Origin of the sequence: Chitinophaga rupis (assembly GCF_900109685.1) — a bacterium.
GTDB classification, from domain to species: Bacteria; Bacteroidota; Bacteroidia; order Chitinophagales; family Chitinophagaceae; genus Chitinophaga; species Chitinophaga rupis.
Window position 1 is genome coordinate 1 of the sequence record NZ_FOBB01000015.1, and the last position, 25,667, is coordinate 25,667.

Consider the following 25,667-nt stretch of genomic DNA (forward strand, 5'->3'; position numbering starts at 1 on the left):
CAACAACCGGTACCGCGCGGTGTAACCGGTGAGCTATACATCGGCGGCGCTGGTGTAGGCGCGGGTTATCATGGCAGTGCGGCAGTAAAACAAAACAGCCGTTTTGTGGCAGACCTGCTGCATGCTAACCAGCATATGTACCGCACGGGCGACCTGGGTTACCTGGACATGGATAACCGGCTGGTATATGCCGGCCGCAATGATGAGCAGGTAAAGATCCGCGGTTACCGTATAGAACCTGCAGAGCTGGAACAAACCGCCCTGCAATACCCAGGCGTAAAAGGCTGCACGGTACAGGTGTACCGGGATGCGAGTGGGGAAGCTTCGCTGGTATTATACGTTGTGTATAATGATACAGCCGATGAAGCAGGCTTACGCAGCTATCTGCGGCAGCAGCTACCGGTGTGGATGGAGCCGGGTTATATTATTCCGCTATCAGACATTCCGTTAACAGCACATGGCAAGGTAAACCGCCAGGCGCTGCCCGACCCGGTAGCAGCCTTACAGCAGCAGGTACATGAAGCCCCGGCCACCGCGCTGGAAGCGCAGCTGCAACAGATCTGGCAGGAGGTGCTGGGTATTTCCCGTGTAGGCGTAACAGATAACTTTTTTGAGCTGGGCGGGCATTCCCTGAAAGCAATACAGGTATTGTCGCGGGTACGCACTATCATGCAGCTGTCCGTTGAATTGTCCGTTCTGTTTACTTTTCCTGATATAAGGCGGCTGGCCGCTGCGCTGAACAGCGCCGCATCACAGCCGGTACCACCGGTGCTGCCGGTAGCGCCGGCAGCGTTTTATGACGTATCTGCCAGCCAGCAAACACTGTGGCTTTCAGCACAGCTGCAACGTTCTGCCGCAGTGTACAACATTCCGGGTGCTTACATGCTGCACGGAAAGCTGGATACAGCCTCGCTGGAACAGGCTTTCCGCGCTTTAATACAGCGGCATGAAATATTAAGAACAGTGTTTCCCTTAATAGATGGCCGTATTCGCCAGCAGGTGATACCGGCAGCAGATCATCATTATCACATGCCGTTAATAGACCTGCAGGCGGCAACAGGGCAGGAGGCGCAGGTAAAACATTGGGCTAACCAGGCAGCCTCCCTGGAAATGGATATTGAAAAAGGCCCCTTGTTACATACCACTTTACTCCGCCTCTCCGCAGAAAAGCACCTGTTGTTATTTACTATGCATCACCTGGTGGCAGATGGATGGTCAATGGAGGTGATCATACATGATCTGCTGGCTTATTATTATGCCTTTACCAATAACCTGCCGGAGCCATTGCAGCCATTAAAAGTGCAGTACAAAGATTTTGCAGCCTGGCAGAACCGGCAGCTGGAAGGAGATGCTTATGAAATGCACCTGCAATACTGGAAGAACCAGTTTGCAGATACACCGCCGGTTTTAGCGTTACCCCTGGACAAACAGCCAAACAAGGATACGCCTGCCGCCGGAACGGATATTCCTTTCGCCATAAACGGCGCTACCCGTGCGGCATTGGAGCAATTATGCCGGGATAGCGGTATAACTATGTATACGCTGCTGCTAAGCGCTTACCAGCTGCTGTTTGCAGCCATTGCCAGGCAAACGGATCTTGTAGTGGCTACTCCTTTTGCCGGCAGAACACATCCTGACCTGGAACCGTTGGTAGGGCCTTTTATGAACACCTTACCAATAAGAATAAAACTGTTGCCGGAGGAAAAGATCTCCGCTTTGCTGCAACGCGTACAGCAACAGCTGCTGGAAGCATTCAAGCACGGCATGGTTACCCTGGAACGTTTTGCCGGCTTGCTCAACGGCCCGGACACAGCGGGGCCGCACAATTTTTACCAGGTAGGTTTTACCTGGCAAAATACACAGCAGATCACCGGTAACAACGGACCAGATGGTTTTGAAGACCTGGAAGTGGAGTTATACGATACCGACGATAAATATGTAAAAACAACCTGCTGGCTGCATGCCGCAGACCTGGGAGACCGCATTCAATGTTCGTTGTTATATAACCACGCATTATTACTGCCGGAAACTGCTGCAGTCTTCACCCGCTTATTCCTTTCCATACTGGAAATGATGATCGCTGCACCTGAGACAATAGCCACCCGGCTGCTGTTAGACCCTGCATTCGCTGTAAAAAGAAAACCCATGTCAAAAAAATTCTCAAAGGAAAACACCTTCAGCCAGTTTTTGCAAACAAAAACTGCAGCAGTACAGGTGACCGCGCCGGAGCTGGTGAAAATTACACCGCCGGCTAACGGCCTGGGATATCCGTTAATGATCACACCAACCGTTCCGGGCGTATCTCTGCTGCAATGGCTGCAGCAGCATACAGGCGAAGTGCAGCAGCACTTACAGGAAACAGGCGCTTTGCTGTTCCGTGATTTTGAGATCAATGGCCTGGCTGATTTTCACAGCTTTGCCGCAATTACCGGCGGGCCGCCGATGGATTATATGGATCAATCCTCGCCCAGAAGCCGCCTGGCAGATAAGGTGTATACCTCTACAGACCAGCCATCCAGCCAGCATATTAATATGCATAACGAGCTTTCTTACTCCCGCCACTGGCCATTGCAGATCATATTTCATTGCATGCAGCTGCAATGTACCGGTGGTGAAACGCCTATATGTGATAGCCGCCGCGTGCTGGCACAGCTGTCGCCCGCTACCCGCCGGCGTTTTGAGGAGAAAGGCATAATGTACTACCGCAACCTGCAGGAAGGTTTTGGCCTTTCCTGGCAGGATGTTTACCAGACAAATGACCCGGAGGCAGTAGCGGCCTATTGCCGTTTGCATAACATCCGCTTTTCCTGGAAAAGCGAACAGCAGCTGCAAACCTGGTGGGTGAAGCCGGCGATAGTAAAACACCCTGTTACCGGTGAGCCGCTGTGGTTCAATCATGGCCTTTTCTTTAATGAAAGATCACTGGCAGAACATATACGTGAAGGGATCGGCGCAGAGGAATTGCCCTTTAATACTTTTTATGGAGATGGCAGCCCGATAGAACCTGAAGTGATAGCGGAGATCGCCAGTGCATATGCTGCGGCCAAAGTAGTGTTCCCCTGGAAAAAAGGCGATATCCTTTTATTGGATAATATGCTGATGTCGCATGGCCGCAATCCTTATGACGGCGCACGTAAAATTGTGGTTTCCATGAATACGCCCTGTAATGATGATATGTTACGCTAATTGTTATAAAATATGATGAACGGATATAACCTTTCTCCTTATCAGCAACGTATATGGGCTTTGCAGCAGCAGGGTGTTATAATGGAACACCAGCTGCAGCTGGCGTTGGCCGGCCCTTTCCGGCTGCAGCAGCTGCAGCTGGCTGTAGCAGCAGTGGTAGAGCGGCATGAAATGCTGAGGGTGTCTTTTGTGCAGGTACCTGGCCTGCTTTATCCGTTGCAGGTGATTAATGAAGCGCACAGCGGCGCCCTGTGGTATGAGGCCGCAATACAGCCTCTGAGCCAGGATGAATTGCGTATAACTCATCCCTATGATTGGAGCCGTACCTGCCTGCTGGATGTTATGGCGGTAAATTTAAATGCTGACGAAAGCTTGCTGGTGCTGCGTTTACCGGCGCTTTGCACAGATGGGGATGCGTTGATGAACATTGCCGCTGAAGTAAGCGCCTTATACTATGCCGACAACAGTCATCAGGAGCTGCCCCCTTCATTTATGCAGTTTGCAGCCTGGCACCAGGAAATGCTGCAGGCAGATGATGTTATTGCCGCAATACCTTATCCAGGTCCTTCAGCATTGCCCTTCCATACCTTGCCCTTACAGGACGCCATACCGGAATGTCAGCACCATAGCCGGTGGTTATCACCGGAGCTTAACAGGCAGCTAACAAATGCTGCGGACAGGCTAAGCCTTCCGTTAAGATCATTTTTCCTGGCGGCCTGGAAGCTGTGGTTATCCCAATACCAGCATGCAGGTGCACGCATAGATACAGGAGTGTTAGTGTCCGGCCGCACTACGGATGTGTTCAGGTATATCAACGGTCCGCTGGGTGTTATATTGCCGGTGTATGGTGAAGCTGATCATGGCAGCAGCATACAGCAGGTATGGGACGAAATGGAAACAGCCATTACGCAGCTGGAAGAGGAAGCTTATTATACCGCCAATTTGCCCCAGGGAAATGATGTTTCCTTTGCAATAGGCTTTGAGTGTTATAGTGCCGGTGCATGTAAAGTGAACCGGCTGTTCACCGCTTATGAAAAGTTTGCGCTGAAGCTGTTATGCCTGGAACGGCAGGGACAATGGCAGTTACAGCTAAGCTGTGATAAACGCCTTTTCTCTGACCAGGAGATTGCCTTTATGCAGGAAAGCTTTATGGCTTTCATCAGCAATGCGGCGGTACAATTGCACGTACCTGCAAATACATTGTTACAGGCATCTGCGCTGGAAGAACATTTTCTGCTGAATGAATTTAACGGCAGAACAGTTAACTGGCCGGCAGCAAACGTTGTGAAATGTTTTGAGGCACAGGCAGCACGCTGGCCACAACGCGCAGCCCTTTCAGATGATAAGGCAACCATCAGCTACCGGGAGCTGAATGCGCAGGTGAACCAGCTGGCGCACTGGCTTATACAGCAGTATGCCATACAGCCGGGTAACATTGTGGCTGTAAGAATGGAGCGTTCACCCATGCTGATCACCGCGCTGCTGGCTGTTATAAAAACAGGCGCCGCATTTCTGCCGGTAGATGTTACTACACCTGCGGAAAGGCTGGAATTTATGCTGAAGGACAGTGAAGCTGCATTGCTGATCACAGATGGTACGTTACAGTTATCCATCCCCGTTCCGCAATGTACAGCTGCACAGGAGCAATGGAACCTTTGTTCCCCGGCTGATCTTAAAGTGCAAACGGCGGCTGATCCGCTGTTATACGTGATCTACACCTCGGGTTCCACCGGAGTGCCTAAAGGCGTAAAAATACACCAGCACTCTTTCTTAAATTATATTAACTGGTTTGTTAACGCACATGATATTACGGAGAACGATAGCACTGCTTTGTTCTCGTCTGTAGCTTTTGATCTTTGTTATACCGCCTTGTGGTCCGTGTTATTAACCGGCGCCCGGCTGTACCTGTATCAGCCGCAGGTGTATATGGATGCAGATCAGCTGCTGCAGGATCTTTTAGCGCAGCAGGTTACCTATATCAAGCTTACGCCTACCCATCTGCACATGCTTTGTATTGCCATGGAGCATCTTCAGGCGCCCGCTGCTCCGGTATTACGGCTGGTGGTTTGCGGAGGGGAGGCTATACAGCCGGCAGATCTTGAAAAGTGTTACCGGCTTAATGAAAAAATGGTGCTGGTTAACCATTACGGACCAACGGAAACTACCATTGGCGCTGTAGCGCATACAATACTCCCGGAAGATTTTTCCCGTTTCCGTGCCTGCCCTGTTATTGGCAAGCCTGTCTGGAATAACCGTGTGTACATACTGGATGAGGATAACCGCCTGCTGCCGGTTGGTGTGGCAGGGGAAATTTGTATAGCCGGCAGCGGCGTGGCGGCCGGTTACCTGAACCGGGACCTGCTGACAGCAGAAAAATTTATACAGCTGCCTTTTGATAAAAACCGTTTGTATAAAACCGGCGACCTGGGTAAATGGACCGCAGACGGTAACATTATTTTCCTGGGCCGTAAAGATGAGCAGGTGAAGATCCGCGGCTACCGCGTGGAGCTGGCGGAGATAAGCCATTGCCTGCGCGGTTTTGAGCCGGTAACAGATGCTGCGGTAGTGATGCAGAACATAAACGGGGAGCCTGCACCGGTAGCTTATTATACAGCAGCAGCACCGGTAGGGGAGCCGCAGTTAAAAGCTTACCTGGAAAGCAGACTGCCGGAATATATGCTGCCGGCCGCTTATATACAGCTGCCTGCATTATTGGTAACGCCCAACGGTAAGCTGGATAAAAAATCATTGCCGCCTGCAGGGCAGCTTGCAACCGTGCAGGCAATGGAATATGCAATGCCTGAAACGCCGGTGGAAGCACAGCTGGCAGCCATCTGGGCAGATCTGCTTCAGCGTGAAAGAATAGATGTGAATGAAAGTTTTTTCGCAGCGGGCGGCCACTCCCTCAAGGCAGTACAGCTGATATCCCGTATCAGGGAAACTTTCCGGGTAAAGATCTCCCTGCGGGATCTGTTTAATCATCCCAGCATACGTTCACTGGCTGAAAGAATAACCGTTTCTGAAGAAGCGGATCTGGAACATATTACCCCCCTGGCGCCCGCAGCTGGTTATGACCTGTCCCATGCGCAAAAAGGTATCTGGATCCTTGACCAGCTGGGCGACGGCATGTTTGCATTTAACATGCCCGCCGTATTCAGCATAAGTGGTTCCCTGCAGGTACAGCACCTGCAGGAAGCATTTACCCGGCTGGTACAGCGGCATGAAATACTCCGCACTACGTTTACTAACGCAAACGGACATCCGCAGCAGCAGGTGCGTGATGCAGCAGAAACAGACACCCGGATCATTTTTAATGATCTCCGCAAAAGCACCGATAAAGAAGAAAGGATCCGGCAGCTCACTGCGCAAACCGTAGGTTATTTGTTTGATCTTGACCAGGGCCCGCTGATCTGCGCACGGCTGATACAAACTGACGATGAGCATTTCATTTTTATTATAAACCTGCATCACATCATTGCAGATGCCTGGTCGTTTGAGATCATCATGCAGGAGCTGTCGCTGTTCTATGAATCCTGCACAACCGGTGTACCGCCTGCATTGCAGCCGCTGCATATCCACTACAAGGATTATGCGGCCTGGGCCAACCGCCAGCTGGCTGGTGAGCGCCTGGCCCTTCATCAGCAGTTTTGGATCAACCAGTTCAGCGACGGTATCCCTGTGCTGGATCTGCCACTTGATTTTCCCCGCCCGGCAACCAGGTCATATGCTGGGCATGCGGTAGGGTTTAAATTTGAGCAGGCAGAAGCCGCAGCCCTGCGGGAAATGACCGCCACCTACGATGTAACGTTGTACATGCTGTTCATGGCGCTGGTGAATATGCAGCTGTACCTGCATACCGGTAGTGAGGATATAGTTATCGGATCGCCCGTTTCCGGCCGCACAGCTAAAGAGCTGGAAGCGCAGATCGGCATGTACCTGAATAACCTGCCGGTAAGAACTGCTTTCAGGGCAACGGCTCCTTTTACTATGCTGTTAAAGCAGGTGAAAAAAAGCTGTATGAATGCCTTTGAGCATCAGGCATATCCTTTTGATCTTATTGTAGGTGATCTTAAATGCAGGCGCCAGCCGGGCCGTTCGCCCCTGTTTGATGTGGTGCTGGTAATGACCACGCGTAATGTAACGGCAGGTACGCCTTTATTGCACAATATGGGGCTGCAGCGTATGGATACCGCAGTGCCTAACGGCAGCACCACAGATCTCCGCTTTTATTTCCGCGAAGAAGGCGAACAGCTTTCCTGCGGGATTGAATATAATACGGATCTTTTTGCAACAGATACCATGCACCGCTTTTTAGGCGCATTCCGGCAAACCATCAGCGTTGTGCTGGAGAATCATGAAGTACTGCCAGCCAGCCTCCGGATGGCAAATTCCACCATTTTCTGAACCAATAAAGTTTACCTGATGTACCCTGAACAAAATTATCTCCTTTACACGGAGGAAGACCATCGTACCTGGACAACACTGTTTGAAAGGCAGAGCAGCACAATACTGCGTATAGCCGCTACCGAATTCCAGAAAGGATTTAAACAGCTGTCACTGGCGCCGGACCGTGTAGCCAACATGGAAATGGTGAATAATATGCTGTATCCCGCTACCGGCTGGAAAGTTATACCTGTGGAAGGCCTGGTGCCCAACCGGGATTTTTTCACGATGCTGATCAATAAGCAGTTCCCCGTAACTGTGCATATGCGTAAACCGCATGAAATTGATTTTGCAGAGCTGCCGGACATTTTCCACGATGTATACGGGCATGTGCCCATGCTGATGAACAGTCTGTTCTGCGAATTTATGGCTAACTACAGCAGCATTGCCATTAACTATGCGGAGAATGATGACATTGTGAACTATTTCGGCCGTTTATACTGGTTTACCCTGGAAATGGGGCTGATCCGGGAAAACGATATCCTTAAGCCCTATGGCGGCGCCATTCTTACTTCGTCCGGTGAAGTAAAGAATATTGATGACAGCCGCATACCCAAACATGCGTTTAACCTGCAGCAGATCATCTCCACACCATATGACAACCTGAAGATCCAGCAGGAGTACTTCTACATAGACTCCTTTTACCAGCTGTTTGACAGCCTTAAAGACATGCGGCGGCTGGCAGACAGCCTGGCGGTAAAAAGCCACGTATGATCATCAGCCAAATTTTTCAACGGGAATAAAAAAATTAATACATGGATAAGAAAGTCATTTTATATGCTGACTGGCAAAGCACCTTTGCTAAAAAAGACCCCTCTCTGGCAAAACCTGCCCCTTTCTGCCTGCAGCAATGCACTACAGACCCCCTGCAGCAAAAGGAAAAGATACACACCCGGTTTCCAATAAGCAGCCGCGCAAAGCAATTATTAATGGAAGGCACTGAAAGCAAACGCAAGCTGGACATTTTTGTATTGTTTATGACTTCTTTCGGCATCCTGTTTTCCAGGTATATGGATACGGACGAAGTGCTGGTATATACCCCTGCGCTAAAGGGAAAAGACGGGGAGCCGCCTGCTGTACAGGAAGTGCCGGTGCTGATGCTTATTAATAAGGACAGCTATTTCAGAACACAGCTGAACCATACCGGCGATACCATCTTTGGCACCTATGTAACGCTGAATGATATACTACCGGTACCGGAAGAACGTTTGTCGAACTGTTTGTTCATGATGGATGGTGTGCACGATGCACCCGCCGGAGAACAATTACAGCAATACGATGTGGTTGTGAAAATAAACGTGCCGGATAATGAGGATTGGAGCATTGAGATCACTTATTCCAAAGCCCTGTTCCTGGATTCGTTCATCACAGGAATGGAAAAACATCTGCATAATGTACTGTATTACCTGGATGCGCTGGTAACGCCGGTGGGTACCATGAACATATTAACCGGTGAGGAGCAGGAGCTGCTGCTCAACACTTATAATCAGTCTTTTATGCCTTTGCCGGCCGCAGAAACCGTGGTGTCTGTTTTTATGCAGCAGGCCGCTGCTTACGCCGCGCACATTGCCCTGGAGGATGAAGGCGGTACAATTACCTATCATGAGCTGGATGAAAAAAGTACACAGCTGGCCCTTCACCTTGAAAAAGTTATGCAGGTGAAAAAAGGTATGCGGGTAGGCGTAATGCTGGAAAAATCGGCATCTACCGTGGTAGCGCTGCTGGCTGTTATGAAGGCCGGCGCCGTGTATGTGCCTGTTGATCCTACACTGCCGCAGGGCCGTATAGCGTACATGCTGGAAAATGCCGGCATCCGGCAGCTCATTACCGCATCTTCCTTCCTGTTTAAAATAGAGCATTTTAACGGGGATGTTTTTGCCATAGACCTGCAGGAGCCTGCTGTTGAGGAAGCGGCGCAGCTTACGCAGCTGCCCGTCGGTACCGATGCCGCTTACATTATTTATACCTCCGGTTCTACCGGGCAGCCCAAAGGCGTTATACTGCAGCATGAGGGATTGCTGAATACCGCATGGCACCACGTACAGGAGCTGGGCATGTTGCCGGAAGATAACTATCTGCAGTTCATGTCATCTTCCTTTGACGGCTCCCTGCTGGATATTTTTACCACGCTCTTATCCGGCGCCACCCTGGTTATACCTGCAGCAGCAGACATTAACGATACTGCAAGGTTCTTACAGCTGCTGGAACAAAAGCAGGTGACCATATTTACAATAACACCGTCCTATTTATCCGCTTTAAACAAGGCCCCCATGCCGGGTGTGCGCACCATTATTTCGGCAGGCGAGCCGGCTGTGGTGGAAGATGCCCTGTATTACGGGGCTGAAAAGAGCTTCTATAACGGTTACGGACCATCGGAGATAACTGTAAATGCCACCCTGTATAAAGCAGATGCAGCACAGATGGGGAACACTGTTCCGATCGGCCGCCCGTCTGCAAACAAGCAGATCTACCTGGTGGATGGAGAGATGCGGCTGCTGCCTCCCGGGTTCACCGGCGAGATCTGCATAGGCGGAACCGGGCTGGCAGCCGGTTACCTGGGCGATGAAGCACTTACGCATCAGAAGTTTGTAGCGTCTCCCTTTGCGTCAGGCGGCAGGTTATACCGCACCGGTGATAACGGCCGCTGGCTGCCGGATGGCAATATAGTTTTCATGGGCCGCAGGGATGAGCAGCTGAAGCTGAACGGTTACCGTATAGACCCGGGGGAGATCACAACTGTACTGCGTGCCTATCCCGGTATTGCAGATGCAAAAGCATTTATTGGTACCGGCGCAAACCTTGGCAACGTGCTGGCAGCCTGTTATGTAACGGATGCAAATAATACTGCCGTAGTGGAAGAGGCTGCGCTGAGGGCTTACCTGGCCGGTAAGCTGCCGGTTTACATGCAGCCATCGCTGTTATTGCCGGTATCTTATTTCCCGGTAACAGCAAACGGCAAGCTGGATAAGCAGCAGTTAATAGAGATGGCGGTGGCCGGCAAAATACTGCCGCAGGCTGAAGCAGCGCCGCTTACGCCTATGGAGCAGATCCTGGGCGATATATGGTGCGAAGTATTAGGCTGCAAAAACCTGACAAAAGATGATGACTTTTTTCACCTGGGAGGCGATTCCATCAAATCCATACAGATAGTTTCCAGGCTGTTGAAAGCCGGCTATAAACTGGATGTAAAACAGCTTTTTGATAAACCTGTGCTGGCAGAAGCAGCATTGCTGATGGTACCTGCCGTGAAGATGGCCGATCAGTCGGAGGTAACAGGTGAAGTACCTTTTATGCCTATACACCAGGAAGTGTTCCTGGCAGACGAAACGGATCAGCATCACTACAACCAGGCTATGATGCTGTTCTCTGAAGACGGTTTTGACCAGGAGGGTGTTCGCCGGGTATTTGAAAAGATCATGGAGCACCATGATGCCTTGCGTATAGTAATGGATAGGGAAGAAGGCCGGCTTAGACTGATCAACAAAGATACCAGCCTTAAACCACTGATCCGTTTCTTTGAGCCGGACCCGGCATCTGACGTAGCGGTATTTATTGAAACACAGGCTGCGCTTATACAAACCAGCATTAACCTGGAACAGGGGCCGCTGCTGCAGGTGGCGGTGTTCCATACACCCGATGGTGATTACCTTTTACTGGTAGTGCATCACCTGGTGGTAGATAGCATCTCCATGCGCATTCTGCTGGAAGATCTTGAAAAACTGTATGCACAATGGAAAAGCGGCCAGCCGCTGGTATTGCCGCCTAAAACCGATTCTTTTAAACGCTGGGCAGAAGAACTAACAGCTTATGCCAATAGCCGGCTGCTGCTGAAGGAGCGTAACTATTGGGCTGGTGTAATGCAGGAAGATGTAGTGCCCATTAAAAGGGATATGGCCGGTGTGCTGGATAATATGCCGGCAGATGCGGAGAAGATCGGCTGCGCATTGGACCAGGAAGATACGGCTGCGCTGGTAAGCAGCGGTTACCGTGTGTTAAATGCAGAAATGAATGACATATTGCTGGCTGCATTAATGCTGGCGGTAAAACAAACCTTCGGCATCAATGCCGCATACATAGCGCTGGAAGGGCATGGCAGGGAAGAAGTGCTGGACAATATAACTGTAAGCCGCACAGTGGGATGGTTTACAACAACCTATCCCTTATTGCTGGACATTACAACACCGGCAGATATAACAGATGTGATCACCACGGTGAAAGAGCAGCGTAAAAAGGTGCCCAACAACGGCATTGGCTATGGGGTGCTTAAATATCTGACGCCGCCGGAAAGCAAGCATGGTTACGTGTTTAACCAGCAGGCACAGATAGGTTTTAACTACCTGGGCCAGTTTGATACCGATATTGATAATACCTCCTTTACCATACCTTCCGTAAGAATGGGAGAGGAGCAAAGCCGCAAACGTAAACGGCTGCACGACCTGGAAGTACGCGCGCAGGTGGCTAACAGGCACCTGCAGCTAACAGTGGAATTTAATAAGAAACACTTCCGCGGCGGCACCATCTTTTTACTGGCTTCGCAGTTTGAAGCGAATCTTAAACAGGTAGCGGAATTCTGCCGTGAACAGGATACCAGCCGCCTTTCGCCGGTGGACCTTACTTACAAAAACCTTTCTATTGACGACCTGGACTCTATTTTCAGCTGATAACCCAATTGCATGCTAACAAGGGATAATATTGCCGATGTATACAGCCTGGCGCCCATGCAGGAATCCATGTTCTTTGATTCCCTGCGCAACCCCGCCTCCAACACTTATTTTGAACAGCTGTCTTTCCGCCAGAATGGTGTGCTGGACATTACAAGCATAGAAGCGGCTTTTAACGTGCTGCTGGAAAGACATGATGTGCTGCGGGCCGTTTTTGTGCAGAAAACAACAGACCGTCCGCTGCAGGTGATCATGAAGGAGCGCAGGGTTCCCTTCTTTTTCAGGGATCTCCGTGGGGAAGCTGACCCGCAGGGCATTATAGACGCTTACCGTAAGCAGGATGAAGAAAAAGGTTTTCAGCTTGCACAGGATGTATTGATGCGCGTTGCAGTGCTGCAGCTGGAAGATGAGCTGTATGAGCTGGTATGGACCTGGCATCATATCCTGATGGATGCCTGGTGTGTGCAGCAGCTGCAGCAGGAGTTCTTCCAGATCTATGCAGCCATTATCAGCGGGCAGAAGATAGTGCTGCCGCCGGTAAAGCCCTACAAAAAATATATTGAATGGCTGAATACCCGTGATCTTGCTGCAGGCCGCCTGTTCTGGGAGGAATACCTGCAGGGTTATGAGGACCTGGCAAGCCTGCATGCGCTGCAACGCCAAACCCGCGTGGGGTACGGTATCTGCAAAGCGGACCTGTTGCTGGATGAAAAGCTTTCTGCTGATCTGAAAGCTTTGGCAGCTGCCTGCCGTGTTACCATCAGCACCCTGTGCCAGGCCATCTGGGGAGTGCTATTGAGCAAATATCACGGCAGCCCCGATGTGATCTTTGGATCCGTGGTATCAGGCCGTCCGCCTTCAGTGGAGGGCATTGAAACCATGATGGGCCTGTTCATTAATACCCTGCCGGTGCGCCTTCGTTATGAAGGCGCTGAAAGCTTTACCACCCTCTTAAAAAGTATGCAGAAGAATGCGGTGGATGCAGAATCACATCATTACCTGTCGCTCGCAGAGATCCAGGCAGCGTCCGCACAGCGGCAGCCTTTGTTCGATCATATCCTGTTGTTCCAGAATTTTCCGGTAACAGGTATGACTACGGATGCCGGCAGCGCATCTGCACCTGCAGGGCCTTTACAGCTGCATAAGACCACCAGCTTTCAGCGTTTTTTCTACGATCTGAATATTTTCTTTTTTACAGGAGGCCCTGGCCTTTTTATAGAAATGAAGTTTAATGAGCAGCTATATGAGCCTGCATTTGCGGCGCAGGTGCTGCAGCATTTCCGTGTGCTGGCGCAGCAGGTAACAGCAAACCCGGATATGGCAGTAAAGGACCTGTTATTAACGGACCAGGATACACGGGAATTGCTAACGCGTTTTTCCGGCAGCAACAGCAGCGTGTCATATGCCTTTAGCGATCTGAAAGCCCTGCTGGAACACCAGGCAGCTGCTACACCCAGCCTTATTGCAGTACATTGTAACGGCAGGGAGCTTAGCTACCGTGAATTACACCGGCAGGCAAATATGCTGGCCGGTATAATGACAGGCAGGTATGGCGTAGGATCCTCCGCCGTGGTAGCCATTATGATGCCCCGGTCTGAAATGCTGGTAGCTGCATTGCTGGCGGTTATAAAAACAGGCGCTGCCTTTTTACCCATAGATGCGGCCATACCGGCAGCACGTAAGCATTCCATTTTGCAGGAGGCGCAGGTATCCCTGCTGATCATACCGGCCGGCGATATGCTGGAGGTTGTGGATTTTTACGGGGGGCCGGTGCTGGCGCCGGATGTGGAAATGCCTTTGGAGCAGGAAGCATATAACAACCCTGCCATTGCGTTACAGCCGAAGGATCTGGCCTATGTACTGTATACATCCGGTTCAAGCGGCCAGCCTAAGGGAGTAGGTATTACGCATGCCAGCTTTAGCAACTATGTGCAATGGGCCAATAGTTATTATTTCAAAGAGGCGGCTCGCGTGGTTTTTCCCTTTTTTACCGCCTTATCTTTTGATCTTACGCTGACCAGCATTTTTACCACCCTTACCAACGGCGGGGCGCTGCACGTATATGAAAGCGATGATGTGCACCAGGTGCTGGACCATATTTTCAGGCATCCGCATATCAATACGGTGAAGCTAACCCCTGCGCATATCAGCCTGCTGGCTCATTTACAGGTGCCTGCTACGGGCATCACCCGCGCTATTGTAGGCGGTGAAGCGCTTACAACCCTGCAGATAGATACGCTGAAGATGCTGAACAGCAGCATGCATATTTATAACGAATACGGGCCTACGGAGGCAACTATAGGCTGTACGGTAAAAGAAGTGATGCCTGGTGAAAAGGTATCTGTCGGTTACCCGGTAGCCAATGCAGCAATATATATCCTGGATGAGAACAGGCAGCTGCAGGCCCCCGGCATAACCGGTGAAATATTCATTGGCGGTAAGGTGTTGGCTGCCGGCTATTACCATAACGCAGGCCTGACGGAAGAAAAATTTGTTCCATCCCCCTTTGACCCGGCCGCCCGCTTGTACCGCTCCGGTGATAAAGGCCGCTGGTGGCCCGATGGGCAGCTGGAATATCTGGGCCGCATAGATCAGCAGGTGAAGATCAGGGGCTACCGTGTAGAGCTGCAGGAAGTGGAGCATGCGGTGCTGCAGCATGAAGCTGTGCAGGCCGCAGTGGTAACGGATAAGCTGGAACAAAGCGGCAGCCGCAGCTTGCTGGCCTTTATAGTATGGAAGCATAACCCCCAGCCGGCAGCGTTGCGGAGGCACCTGGAAACGGTGCTGCCATCGTATATGGTTCCTTCCCGGCTGGTAGATCTAAGTGAGATCCCATTAACGGCAAACGGAAAGGTAAACCGGAAATTGCTGGCTGCTATGGAAAACAGCACGCCACAAACCCGGCAGGATGCGCCTGTTTCAGCCACAGAAGCTGCACTGGCCATCATCTGGAAAGATGTACTAGGCCTGTCAGAAGTAGGCATCCGCCAGCGTTTTTATGAAACAGGCGGGCATTCGCTTACCGCCATACAGCTGATCGCGCGCATTTATAAGCAATTCCATGTACAGCTGGACATCAGCACTATCTTTGAAGAAGACACAATAGAAAAACAAGCCGCCTGTATTGACGGAACAACGCCTGCTGTTTATGAGCCGCTGGAAAAATTACCGGATGCTCCGTTCTATGAAACATCCTATGCGCAAAAAAGCATCTGGATCGCAGAGCGGCTGCTGAAAGATAGAACTGCTTACATCATTCCCCGCATCTTATTGCTGAAAGGCATGCTGGACGTAGCTATTCTGCAGGAAGCATTCCGGCGCCTGCTGCAGCGTTATGAGATTCTCCGTACCACATTTGCGCTGCAGGGTGAAGAGCCTGTGCAATACGTGCACTCCGCTGACAGCTTTAACTGCAGTCTTGAATACCAGGTGGCTCACCCTTCATTATCATTGGAAGATGTGCTGGAAAGCCCTATGGTAAAAGGTATGATGGCACCGCTTGACCTGGAAAAAGGCCCGCTGATCAGGTGCCGGCTTATTTTGGTGCAGCCGGACCAGTACATTCTTTGCTGGGCTTTACATCATATTATCACAGATGGCCAGTCAATGGATAATCTGCTAACGGAGTTTACAACGCTCTGCCATACCCTTACCGCAGGCGGGGAGCCGTTGTTACCGCCGGTTAACATCCAGTACCGCGATTATGCTGCCTGGTACAATGCCCAGCTGCAAACAAAAAAGGGAATGGCTGCCAGGGAATACTGGGTCAATAAATTCAGCGATCTGTCGCCCTCCGCGCTTTTTCCGGCAGGAACACCGGCTGCACAGGCAGCCGGAAACACCGCCATGGTAAGCTGCAAAGTACCGCCGGCACTGTATCAGCGCCTGCAAAGTTTATGCAGTGAGCATAACTGCAGCATGTTTATGCCGCTGCTGGCTGCTTTAAAGATCTTGTTGTATAAGCACAGCGGCTATACGGACCTAACGGTAGGTACGGTAGCAGCAGGCAGGGTGCATCCTGACCTTGAAAGCCAGCTGGGTGTATTTATGAATACATTAATGCTGCGTACCAGGCTGTTACCGGATAGCAGCATCAAAGAAAACCTGCTGCAGGTAAAAGATACCGTGCTGGAAGCTTTCCGCCATCAATTATTCCCTTATAGCCAGCTGGTACAGCATATCAGCCGCCGCCAGGGAGCAGGCCGGCAGCGTTTTTTCGATGTAATGCTCTCCTATCACAGAACACCCGGGCCGCAGCAGGCGGCCAATGGCGTACAGCCATTACAGGTAGCCGGTTATACGCTTGAAAAGAAAGCTATTACCTCAGATATAATATTGGATGTGGCAGATACCGGCGCCCAGCTGCATGCAGATATGATCTTCCATACGCACGCAATTGACAATGCCACTGCAGCGGGGTTATGCGATGGACTGCCGAAAGTATTAGCCGCTATTACAGAGCAGCAGTACGTAACGCTGGAACAGCTGCAAACCGGTATGGAAAAAGCAGGAACAACCACTGTATTAACTGCACCGGAAGTATTCAATTTTGATTTCAATTACAAATAACATGGGCACAGCAACAATACATAATATAGCAGCCGTTTACCCGCAGGGTTACACCTTTACTGCCGCAGCACCGGTAAATGCCGGGGAAGCCGGTATGGCAGCGGAGACATACAGTTATGAGCTGGGCACCTCCCTGTCAGGAACGCTGCGCGACCTTGCAAATGATCATGAAACGGGGCTGTTTGTAATTTTCTGCGCGGCATTAGGCATGCTGCTGCGGAGGTATAGCTGGGATGAGACAGTAGTGGTTAATATCCCCTTCAGTGGCGCAGCAGCCGGCAATGGTCCTGTACAGGTGCCCCTGGTGCTTACCGGCAGCGCCGGCAGCAGCATGCGGGAGTGCATGGAACAGGCCCGGCAAAGCATGATAGACAGTTACAGGTATAACGGTGAATGGTCTTTGCCTGCATCCAATATTACAATAACGCTTGAAGGTACTTATGGTAAGGCAGGGCCGCTAACGGGAATGCATGTATGCATTGTGAGGGACGGTAATGCCGGCTTCCGCATGAATATGCATTATCTGCCATCCGTATTCTCCGCCGCCTTTGTTAGCCGTATGGCCGGGCATCTTGGCATTTTACTGCGTAATGTGCCGGTGCCTTCTGTAAAAGCAGGCGCTGTTAACCTGTTAACAGCAGAAGAGGAGGCCTGGCTGCAGCAGCAGCAAAATACGGCAAAGGCCTTCCTCCGGGATATCAGCATACCTGAAGCCTTTGCAGCGCAGGTGAAAAATGCGCCGGCACATACCGCCCTTCTTTTTGAGAACCGCTGCCTCACTTATGAAGAGCTGAGCCGGGCCGCTGCACGGCTGGCATCGCAGATCCGGCAGCAGCATATGATACAGGAGAACGACATTATTGGCATTTACCTGCCCAAAAGTGAGGAATGGATCGTGGCCATGCTGGCCGTAATGTCATGCGGAGCTGCCTTCCTGCCCCTGGATCCCGCCAGCCCGGCTATGCGTACCACGCATATGATACAGGATGCAGGTGTTAAGCTGCTGATCACGCACACAGAGCTGCTGCTGAAAATGCCTGCCGGTGATACACCGGTGCTGGCCGTTGATATGCAGGCTGATGTAGCCACCGCAACAACGCTGCCTCCGGTGAGCGATGCAGCGCTGGCATACGTGATCTACACCTCCGGCTCCACCGGGGTGCCGCGGGGTGTAATGGTAACCCACCGCCAATGCCTGAATACGATCTTTGACCATATTGATCGGTTTAACATAACAGCAGGCGACCGCATACTGCAATTTGCAGCCATGTCATTTGATGTAGCCGTTTGTGAAATATTAATAGCGCTGCTTTCCGGTGCCACGCTGGTACTGCCGCCGGAACGGCTGGTAAGCGAGCCGGAAAGCCTGGCTGCCTTTATGGAGGAAAAGAAGGTGAGCTTAGCTATGTTCACCCCATCTTATTATAAATTTTACAAACCGGCACAGCTAAGGACTTTGCGCGCCGTGATCACGGGTGGGGAAATGCCATCCCCGCATGATATACTGCAATCATTACCCTATTTCGACTATTATAACGCTTACGGTCCAACGGAGTGTGCTATCTGCGCTGCTATTTATAAGGCGGATGATAGTATAACGGCTGGCCGGCCCGTGCCTGTTGGCCGCCCCCTGGCAAATACCGCCATCTACCTGCTGGATCCAAAAGGGAAGCAGGTACCGGTGGGCTGTAAGGGAGAGATCTGTATTGCCGGTGAAGGTACCGCAGCCGGTTACCTGGCGCAGCCCGCATTAACCGCTGCACAATTTACAGCAGATCCTTTCCGCGCTGGCCGGCGCATGTATAAGACTGGCGACCTGGGTTATATGCAGGAAGACGGCAACATTGTTTTCATGGGAAGAGAAGACAGCCAGGTGAAGCTGAACGGGATGCGTATTTCACTGGAAGAAATTAACCGCGTAATAACAGCGCATCCTGCTGTGAAGGCCGCATACGCTTATCTGCAGCAGCCAGCCGATGCAGGTTCAAGGCTGGCCTGCGCCGTTTTGCCGGACGCAGAGGCGGCATACACGGTAAATAAGTTGCTAAAGATCCGGCAGGAGCAGCCGGACCTGTTCAATAAACGTTATCACCTGCCTAATGGCCTTACACTGTTTACGGTAAATAACAATGAAGCCGCCCTGTTATATAACGAGATCTTTGAGGAGCAGCTTTATTTCCGCCATGGTATTCAGCTGCAGCCGGGTGATGTAGTGATTGACGCAGGCGCCAACATTGGTATGTTCTCCCTGTTTGTAACCCATGCCTGCAAGGGCCTGCAGGTGTATGCATTTGAGCCCATACCCGATGTATATGATATGCTGGATGCCAATACACAGTTATATGAGCAGCAGATCAAAACATTTAACTGCGGCCTGTCTGATGAGGATAGCACCGTAGCTTTTCACTATTATCCGAACAACACCGCTTTATCAGGTATGTATGCGGATAGCAGCAAGGAAATGCTGGTACGGAACAGCATTACCGCTTCTTCTGCAGCAGAGGGCATTACACTGGCTACAGCGCAGCTGGATCAGCTGGTGAAGGAAAAAACCTATTCTTACCAGGTGCAATGCCCTGTAAAAAGGCTGTCCACAATTATGAAGGAACAGAACTTGCAGGAAATAGCATTACTGAAAATAGATGTGGAGCACAATGAAAGCCGCATATTAAATGCAATTGAGGATGAAGACTGGCCTAAGATCCGGCAGATTGTGATGGAGCTGCATGGTAATGAGGCAGAGCGCCGGCAAATGAAAGAGATGCTGGCCGGCAAAGGTTTTTTTGTACAGGAAGTTTTCCCGGATGATCTGGATGCTATTCCCCTGACCATGATCTATTGCGTGCGCGAAAAGAGTGTGCAGCACAATACAGTCCCGGGCTTACCGCTTACCGGCGGATATATTACAGATGCCGCGCAGCTGGCCGCAGACATCCGCAAGCATGCAGCTGCCTATCTTTCACCGGTGTTTATTCCTGCCGACCTCTATTTCATAAGCCAGCTGCCCTTAACGGCTAATGGAAAAATAGACCAGGAGCAATTGCGCATGCTGGAAAATGAATGGACGCAGGAAGCCGGCATCATACCACCCCGCAATGAAACAGAAGCGGCCCTGCTGGAGCTATGGCAGGACGTATTGCAGATCCGGGAAATAGGCATAGCGGATAATTTCTTTGATAAAGGAGGAAATTCCTTACGCGTGATCCGCCTGCTGGATCTGCTGCAAAAACAATATCCCGGCCTGCTTTCCGCATCAGACCTGTTTGATATGCCCACTATTGAGCAGCAGGCTGCGTTAATTAATTCAAAGTACAGCGGTCATAGCCAGAAAAGTACCGCCACCCCCGAAGTTTTTACACTCTGATATTTTGTAACCCTGTTAACTGAGCGTTTATGGATATTGCAGTTATTGGTATGGCAGGCCGCTTCCCGGAAGCGGGTGATGTATATGCCTTTTATGAAAATCTGAAGAACGGAAGGGATAGCGTGCGGCCCTATTCCAGGACGCGCTTATTACGTACCACCGTTCCTGTTACAGATGATTATGAAATATTTGCTTTCCTGGAAGATATTGACCTGTTTGACCATGCTTTCTTTAACATATCTCGGGGTGAAGCCGAGAATATGGACCCGCACCAGCGCATTTTACTGGAAGTAGTGCAGGAGCTGCTAGATGACGCAGGCTATGGCGGCGGCATAAAAAATGCAGTGACCGGTGTTTTCCTGGCAGATGTGAACCTGGACTATAGCCGTCATGCAACTACCTACCATCCTACATTGCCCACCGGTAACCTGAACCCGGTACTAGCAGGCAGGGTAGCCCGCCACTTTGATTTCCGCGGTCCTGCGGTAATGGTGGATACAGCCTGCTCCTCCTCACTGGTAGCGCTGCACATGGCCTGTAATGCCATTGAGCTGGGCGATACGGATGTAGCGGTAGCCGGCGGTATTAACTTTAAGCTTTTTCCCACTAACCGGCAGCAGGTAGCTGATATAGGTATTCATGCGCCGGATGGAAAAGCCAAAACTTTTTCCGCCGATGCAAACGGCACCGGCAGCGGGGAAGCTGCAGCATGCGTGTTGTTGAAACCATTACAAAAAGCGCTGGCAGATGGCGATATTATTCACGCCGTTATAAAAGGCAGCGCACTTAACCAGGATGCAGCGTTGGCCGGCAGCTTGTCGGCTCCCAGCAGCACAGCGCAGGCAGCCGTAATATGTAAGGCATGGAAAAAAGCAGGTATTGATCCGCTAACCGTTACTTTCATTGAAACACATGGTACCGGTACAAAACTGGGCGATCCTATTGAAGTGCAGGGTATTGATATGGCCTTCCGGCAGTTTACCGCTAAAAAGCAGCATTGCGCCATTGCTTCCGTAAAAACAAATGTAGGCCATACCAACAGCGCTGCCGGTATCACGGCCTTTATTAAAGCCGTATTATCTCTTAAATACAGCCAGCTATTCCCTTCCCTTCATTTCAGGGAACCTAACCCGCTGATTGATTTTGCGAACAGCGCAGCGTATGTGAATGACCGTCTGCAACCCTGGTTAACGGAAGGGGTAAAAAGGGCAGGGGTTAGCGCATTTGGCATATCAGGCACCAACTGCCATGCGGTGCTGGAAGAAGCGCCTGCCCGTACGGCTGCTGTACAGGAGCCGGTTACGCGCACCTTGTTATGGACGTTCAGCGGCAAAACCGCGGCCGCACTACGCCGCAATATTATAGCCTTTACAGAAGCGCTGCCTGCATTACCCGCACAATCGGCAGCAGATGCAGCCTATACTTTATATACCGGCAGGGGCCATCACGAATACCGCTGTGCCCTGCTGGCAGCCGATTACGAAGCGCTGCTGCCACAGCTGGATGAAGTGCTGCAGGCAGCTGAACCGGCACCGCTTAAAAATCCTTACCAGCTGGTATTGCTTTTTTCCGGCGATAGCATACCGGATGCATACCTGATGGCTACTTTATCTGCCAGGTATCCCGTGTTTGGAAATGCGGTGGCCGCATGCAGGCACTACCAGCACCGTGAAAATATTCAGAGCAGCTTCCTGTTGTTTAGCTTTCAATATGCTTTTTACCAGCTGCTGAAAGCTGCCGGTATTAACAGCAGCCTGTTGATCGGGAATGGCGTAGGCGAAGTGGTAACAGCTGTTATCAGCGGCAAGATTACCCTGGAAGAAGGCGTGAAAAGATCTTTTGCCCATGAAACAGTGTACGGGCTAACGCCGGATGCAGGGAACCTGCAGCTGTTATTCAAAAAGCTGGATGGCAGGCAGGTATTGTTTGCAGAGATAGGCGGCAGGGGCAATATCACCGAAGCCCTGCGCACGCTGGCTGCACCCGGCCATGAGATCATAACACTGGGGCAGGATAACGGTAACGCATGGTTGTCTTACGCCCGTGTTTTATACCTGAAAGGGCATATGCCTGCATGGGAATACCTGGATACTGCGCCCTGTCACAGGATCACATTACCGGCTTACCGTTTTGAGCAGCAGCCCTGCTGGATCAGGGAAAATGAGCAGGCAGATCCTGCTGCCTGTTTGTATGCGCGGCAGTGGCAGCCATTTGAGCCGCTGAGCGCTTCAACATTTTCTGCGGAAGGGCCTTTTCTGCTGATCACAGACAATGGCAGCTGGGGCAAACGTATGGTACGCATACTGGACACGCAACATATCGAATATATAATAGTGAGTAATGGTGAGTGGTTCCGCAAAACAGGCGAGCATAGCTACCAGCTGCGCCTAAACGAAGAAGACGATTACAGGCAGCTGGCAATGGAGCTTATGACCGGCGGTCGGCCGCTCAGGGGCATTATACATATGACCGCATGCGGTGTAACCGCCGCTGATGCAGCTGGGGTAGCAGATGCTGCCCTGCAGCCTCATATATCACTCCTGCGCGGGTTCCACACATTACTGCAGCGCAACCCCTGCAGCTACCTTGTTTTTACCAATGGCGCTGTGGAGGTGAATAATACAATGCCGCCTGCAAATCCCTTGCTGGCAGCAGTTTTTGGTTTGATGGCCACCATGCCGGAAGAATATCCTTTGCTGCATTTGAACTGCGTGGATACCGATCAGGCAACCATGGATGAATACCCCGCGCAGATCATTCGTACACTAAAGGAACCTGCCGGAAAGGTCTTTATGGCATGGAGGAATGGCGTGGCTTTTACACCGGCCGTAGTGCCGGTAAAAGTTGATGAGGCCACGCCTGCAGCCGCATTAAAAACAGGCGGTATCTACCTGGTGGCCGGTGATGCCGGTTTACAGTCAATAGAACTATGCCGGATGCTGCAATCCATAAAAGGGAAGATCATTCTGCTGCACCGCCAGCCGCTGCCACCGCAGGATGAATGGAAGGCAGCCGGGCTGCATCCAGGTCACCCTGCTTACAAAGCAGTAAAGAACCTGAAAGAGTTAACAGCGCAGGGTGCAGATATTACCTGCATGCATTGGACTAACAGCACCGGTTACACGCTTCAGGCACTGCTGGATATTATTACGGAGAAATACGGCCGGCCGGATACCGCTTTTGTATTGCCGCCGGTTTTCCCGGAAATGCTGTTAGCGCATTATGCGCCTGGCGCTTTCGGCCTGGCCTTCGCAAATGCGGTGCACGATATGCAGCTGTTGCTGGGAGCATTAAAAGGAAATGCCCCGCAGGTAGTGCTGTTCTCCGGTTACAGCGCGGTTATTGGTATGGCCGGGCAGGCCGCTACCGCAGCTTTTCACGCCAGCCTGGATGCGCTTTATGATCATGACGCAAATTTCATACATATCAGGTGGCCGGAATGGCGGCAAACCCTTGGCGGTATAAATGCCTGGCCTGCAAGTGCACAAACGCCTGCCTCATTACAGATCACAGCTGCCGAAGCGATGGCTATACTGGCTTTTATACTGCAGTATCCCCGGCCGCAGGTAATGGTTTCTGCAACAGATCCTGCTGCCGCAGCTGAGCATCCCTACTTCACGGTTGGTATAAGCGCCACGGAGCAGGTTATTACTACAGCTGTTCCCGCAGCAGCTTCTTCCGTTCCTGCGTCAGGCGCTTTTGAAAGGGAAGGCTGGTCAGCCACACAGCTTACACTGGGCGCAATCTGGTATGAAGTATTAAAAACTGCCACGCTGGAGCTGGATGATGATTTCTTTGACCTGGGCGGCCATTCACTGAGCGCCACCCGCGTGCTTAACCAGGTGGAGCAGCAGCTGCAGGTGAAAATGGAGTTTGATGATATGCTGGATAATGGTACGCTCCGGGAAATGGCGGATTACATTGATGCGCATCGCACCGCGCCCGTGCCGACAGCGCCGGTGGCCGCCACCTCCATAGGGCCTGCACCGCAAATGGAATATTATCCCCTGTCGCATGCGCAGGCGCGGATGTGGGTGCTGGAGCAGATAGAGAAGGATTTTACAGCCTATAATATGTCCGCTGTATATGACCTGGACGGTGTGCTGGATCCTGCTGCCGTTGCAGCGGCATTTGGCAGCCTGGTGAGCCGGCATGAGATACTGCGTACAACCTTCCCCGTTATAAACGGTAAACCCGTGCAGCGGGTGCATAGCGCTGCTGCTTCACAGTTTGCCGTACAAATGGAAAATATCCTGTCCCTGGCGGAAAAGGAAAAACATATACGCCAGCGCTTGTTGAAAGATACACAAACCCCCTTTGACCTGGAGAATGGCCCACTGATCAGGGTTACCCTGATGCAGGTATCATTAGACCGCTGGACGCTTTTCCTGACCGTGCATCATATGCTGGCAGACGGCGCCTCACTACAGATCCTGCTGCAGGAGTTTCAGTATTTCTATCAATGCAGCGCACAACAGGTTACACCGGCCCTGGAACCGCTGCACCTGCAATACAAGGATTTTGCATGGTGGCAGCAAACGCAGCTGGATAAAGGCGGTATGGAAGCGCACCGCAGCTATTGGATGCAGCAGTTTGCCGCGGGCCGGCCTTTGCTGCAAATACCCGGCAGCCATGAGCGCCCTGCTTACAGAACTTATACAGCAGCGCGTTTACCTCAGTATATCGACAGCCGGATCATGGCCTTCCTGAAAGTTTTATCCGGTGAGGCAGATGCTACCCTTTATATGACCATGCTGGCCGCTGTGAAATTTGTTTTAGGATATTATGGCAAAACAACCGCGGTTATAATAGGTACGCCGGTTTCCGGCAGGGAGCATGCAGTGCTGGAAAACCAGGTAGGCCTTTACCTCAACACCATTCCGGTATTATCCCGCTTTCAGCCGGAAATGTCTTTTACCGCCTGGCTGCTTCAGGTAAGGGAAAATGTACTACAGGCATTCAGGCACCAGGCATATCCTTTTGATATGCTGGTAAATGACCTGAAGCTGCCGCATGATCCCGCACGCAATACCCTGTTCGATGCAGGTTTCACCTATAACAACTTCAGTATGGCAGCGGAAGCGGATGCAGCTGCTGCACCGGAGCATAACCTCAAAGTGAGCAGCAGAGCGCAGGGCTTTCCTACGGTGAAGGCCGACCTCTGGTTCCATATCGGCGAAGGCGAGGCTGGCCTCAGCATTCAGCTGGATTACAACATTGCGTTGTTTGACAGCCCGCTGATGGAAAAGCTGCTCGAAGACTACAGCTATATTCTGCAAACAATCGCAACATCCCCGGCTTCCACGTTAAATGAGCTAAGCGGTTTGCTGGACGCGCGCCACCGCCAGTCTGCACAGCAAAAGCAGCAGGAGGCCCGCAACCGCAACAGCGAATTATTCAATAAGATCAAATGATCATTTCCTCAACTGATTGATCCATCTGTT

Annotated in this window: 7 protein-coding genes and 1 pseudogene; all 8 read left to right on the forward strand. The window is 51.4% G+C overall.

Features of this window, described 5'->3' with window-relative positions; genetic code table 11:
• Nucleotides 1-168: 168 nt before the first annotated feature.
• Nucleotides 169-453, forward strand: a pseudogene (locus BMZ54_RS33625) (AMP-binding enzyme); the annotation flags it as partial.
• A 105-nt stretch (nt 454-558) separates the two neighbouring features.
• Nucleotides 559-3,186, forward strand: a complete 2,628-nt coding sequence (locus tag BMZ54_RS32165; protein WP_394332732.1) for a condensation domain-containing protein — start codon at nt 559-561, stop codon at nt 3,184-3,186.
• A gap of 12 nt (nt 3,187-3,198) precedes the next feature.
• On the forward strand, nt 3,199-7,590 hold the full coding sequence (locus BMZ54_RS32170; RefSeq protein ID WP_089921320.1) for a non-ribosomal peptide synthetase: 4,392 nt from the start codon (nt 3,199-3,201) through the stop codon (nt 7,588-7,590).
• A gap of 18 nt (nt 7,591-7,608) precedes the next feature.
• Nucleotides 7,609-8,343 carry a phenylalanine 4-monooxygenase gene (locus tag BMZ54_RS32175; protein WP_089921322.1) on the forward strand — a complete coding sequence of 245 codons (735 nt, stop codon included), beginning with the start codon at nt 7,609-7,611 and terminating at the stop codon, nt 8,341-8,343.
• 41 nt (nt 8,344-8,384) lie between these two features.
• Nucleotides 8,385-12,290 (forward strand): non-ribosomal peptide synthetase, encoded by a 3,906-nt coding sequence (locus BMZ54_RS32180; protein WP_089921324.1) that lies wholly within the window; start codon nt 8,385-8,387, stop codon nt 12,288-12,290.
• Nucleotides 12,291-12,302: 12 nt separating this feature from the next.
• On the forward strand, nt 12,303-16,859 hold the full coding sequence (locus tag BMZ54_RS32185) for a non-ribosomal peptide synthetase (RefSeq protein ID WP_089921326.1): 4,557 nt from the start codon (nt 12,303-12,305) through the stop codon (nt 16,857-16,859).
• Nucleotide 16,860: 1 nt separating this feature from the next.
• Nucleotides 16,861-20,223 carry an amino acid adenylation domain-containing protein gene (locus BMZ54_RS32190; protein WP_089921327.1) on the forward strand — a complete coding sequence of 1,121 codons (3,363 nt, stop codon included), beginning with the start codon at nt 16,861-16,863 and terminating at the stop codon, nt 20,221-20,223.
• Nucleotides 20,224-20,252: 29 nt separating this feature from the next.
• A complete protein-coding gene (locus tag BMZ54_RS32195; RefSeq protein WP_089921329.1) occupies nt 20,253-25,637 on the forward strand; it encodes a condensation domain-containing protein in 5,385 nt (1,794 codons plus the stop codon).
• Nucleotides 25,638-25,667: the final 30 nt, after the last annotated feature.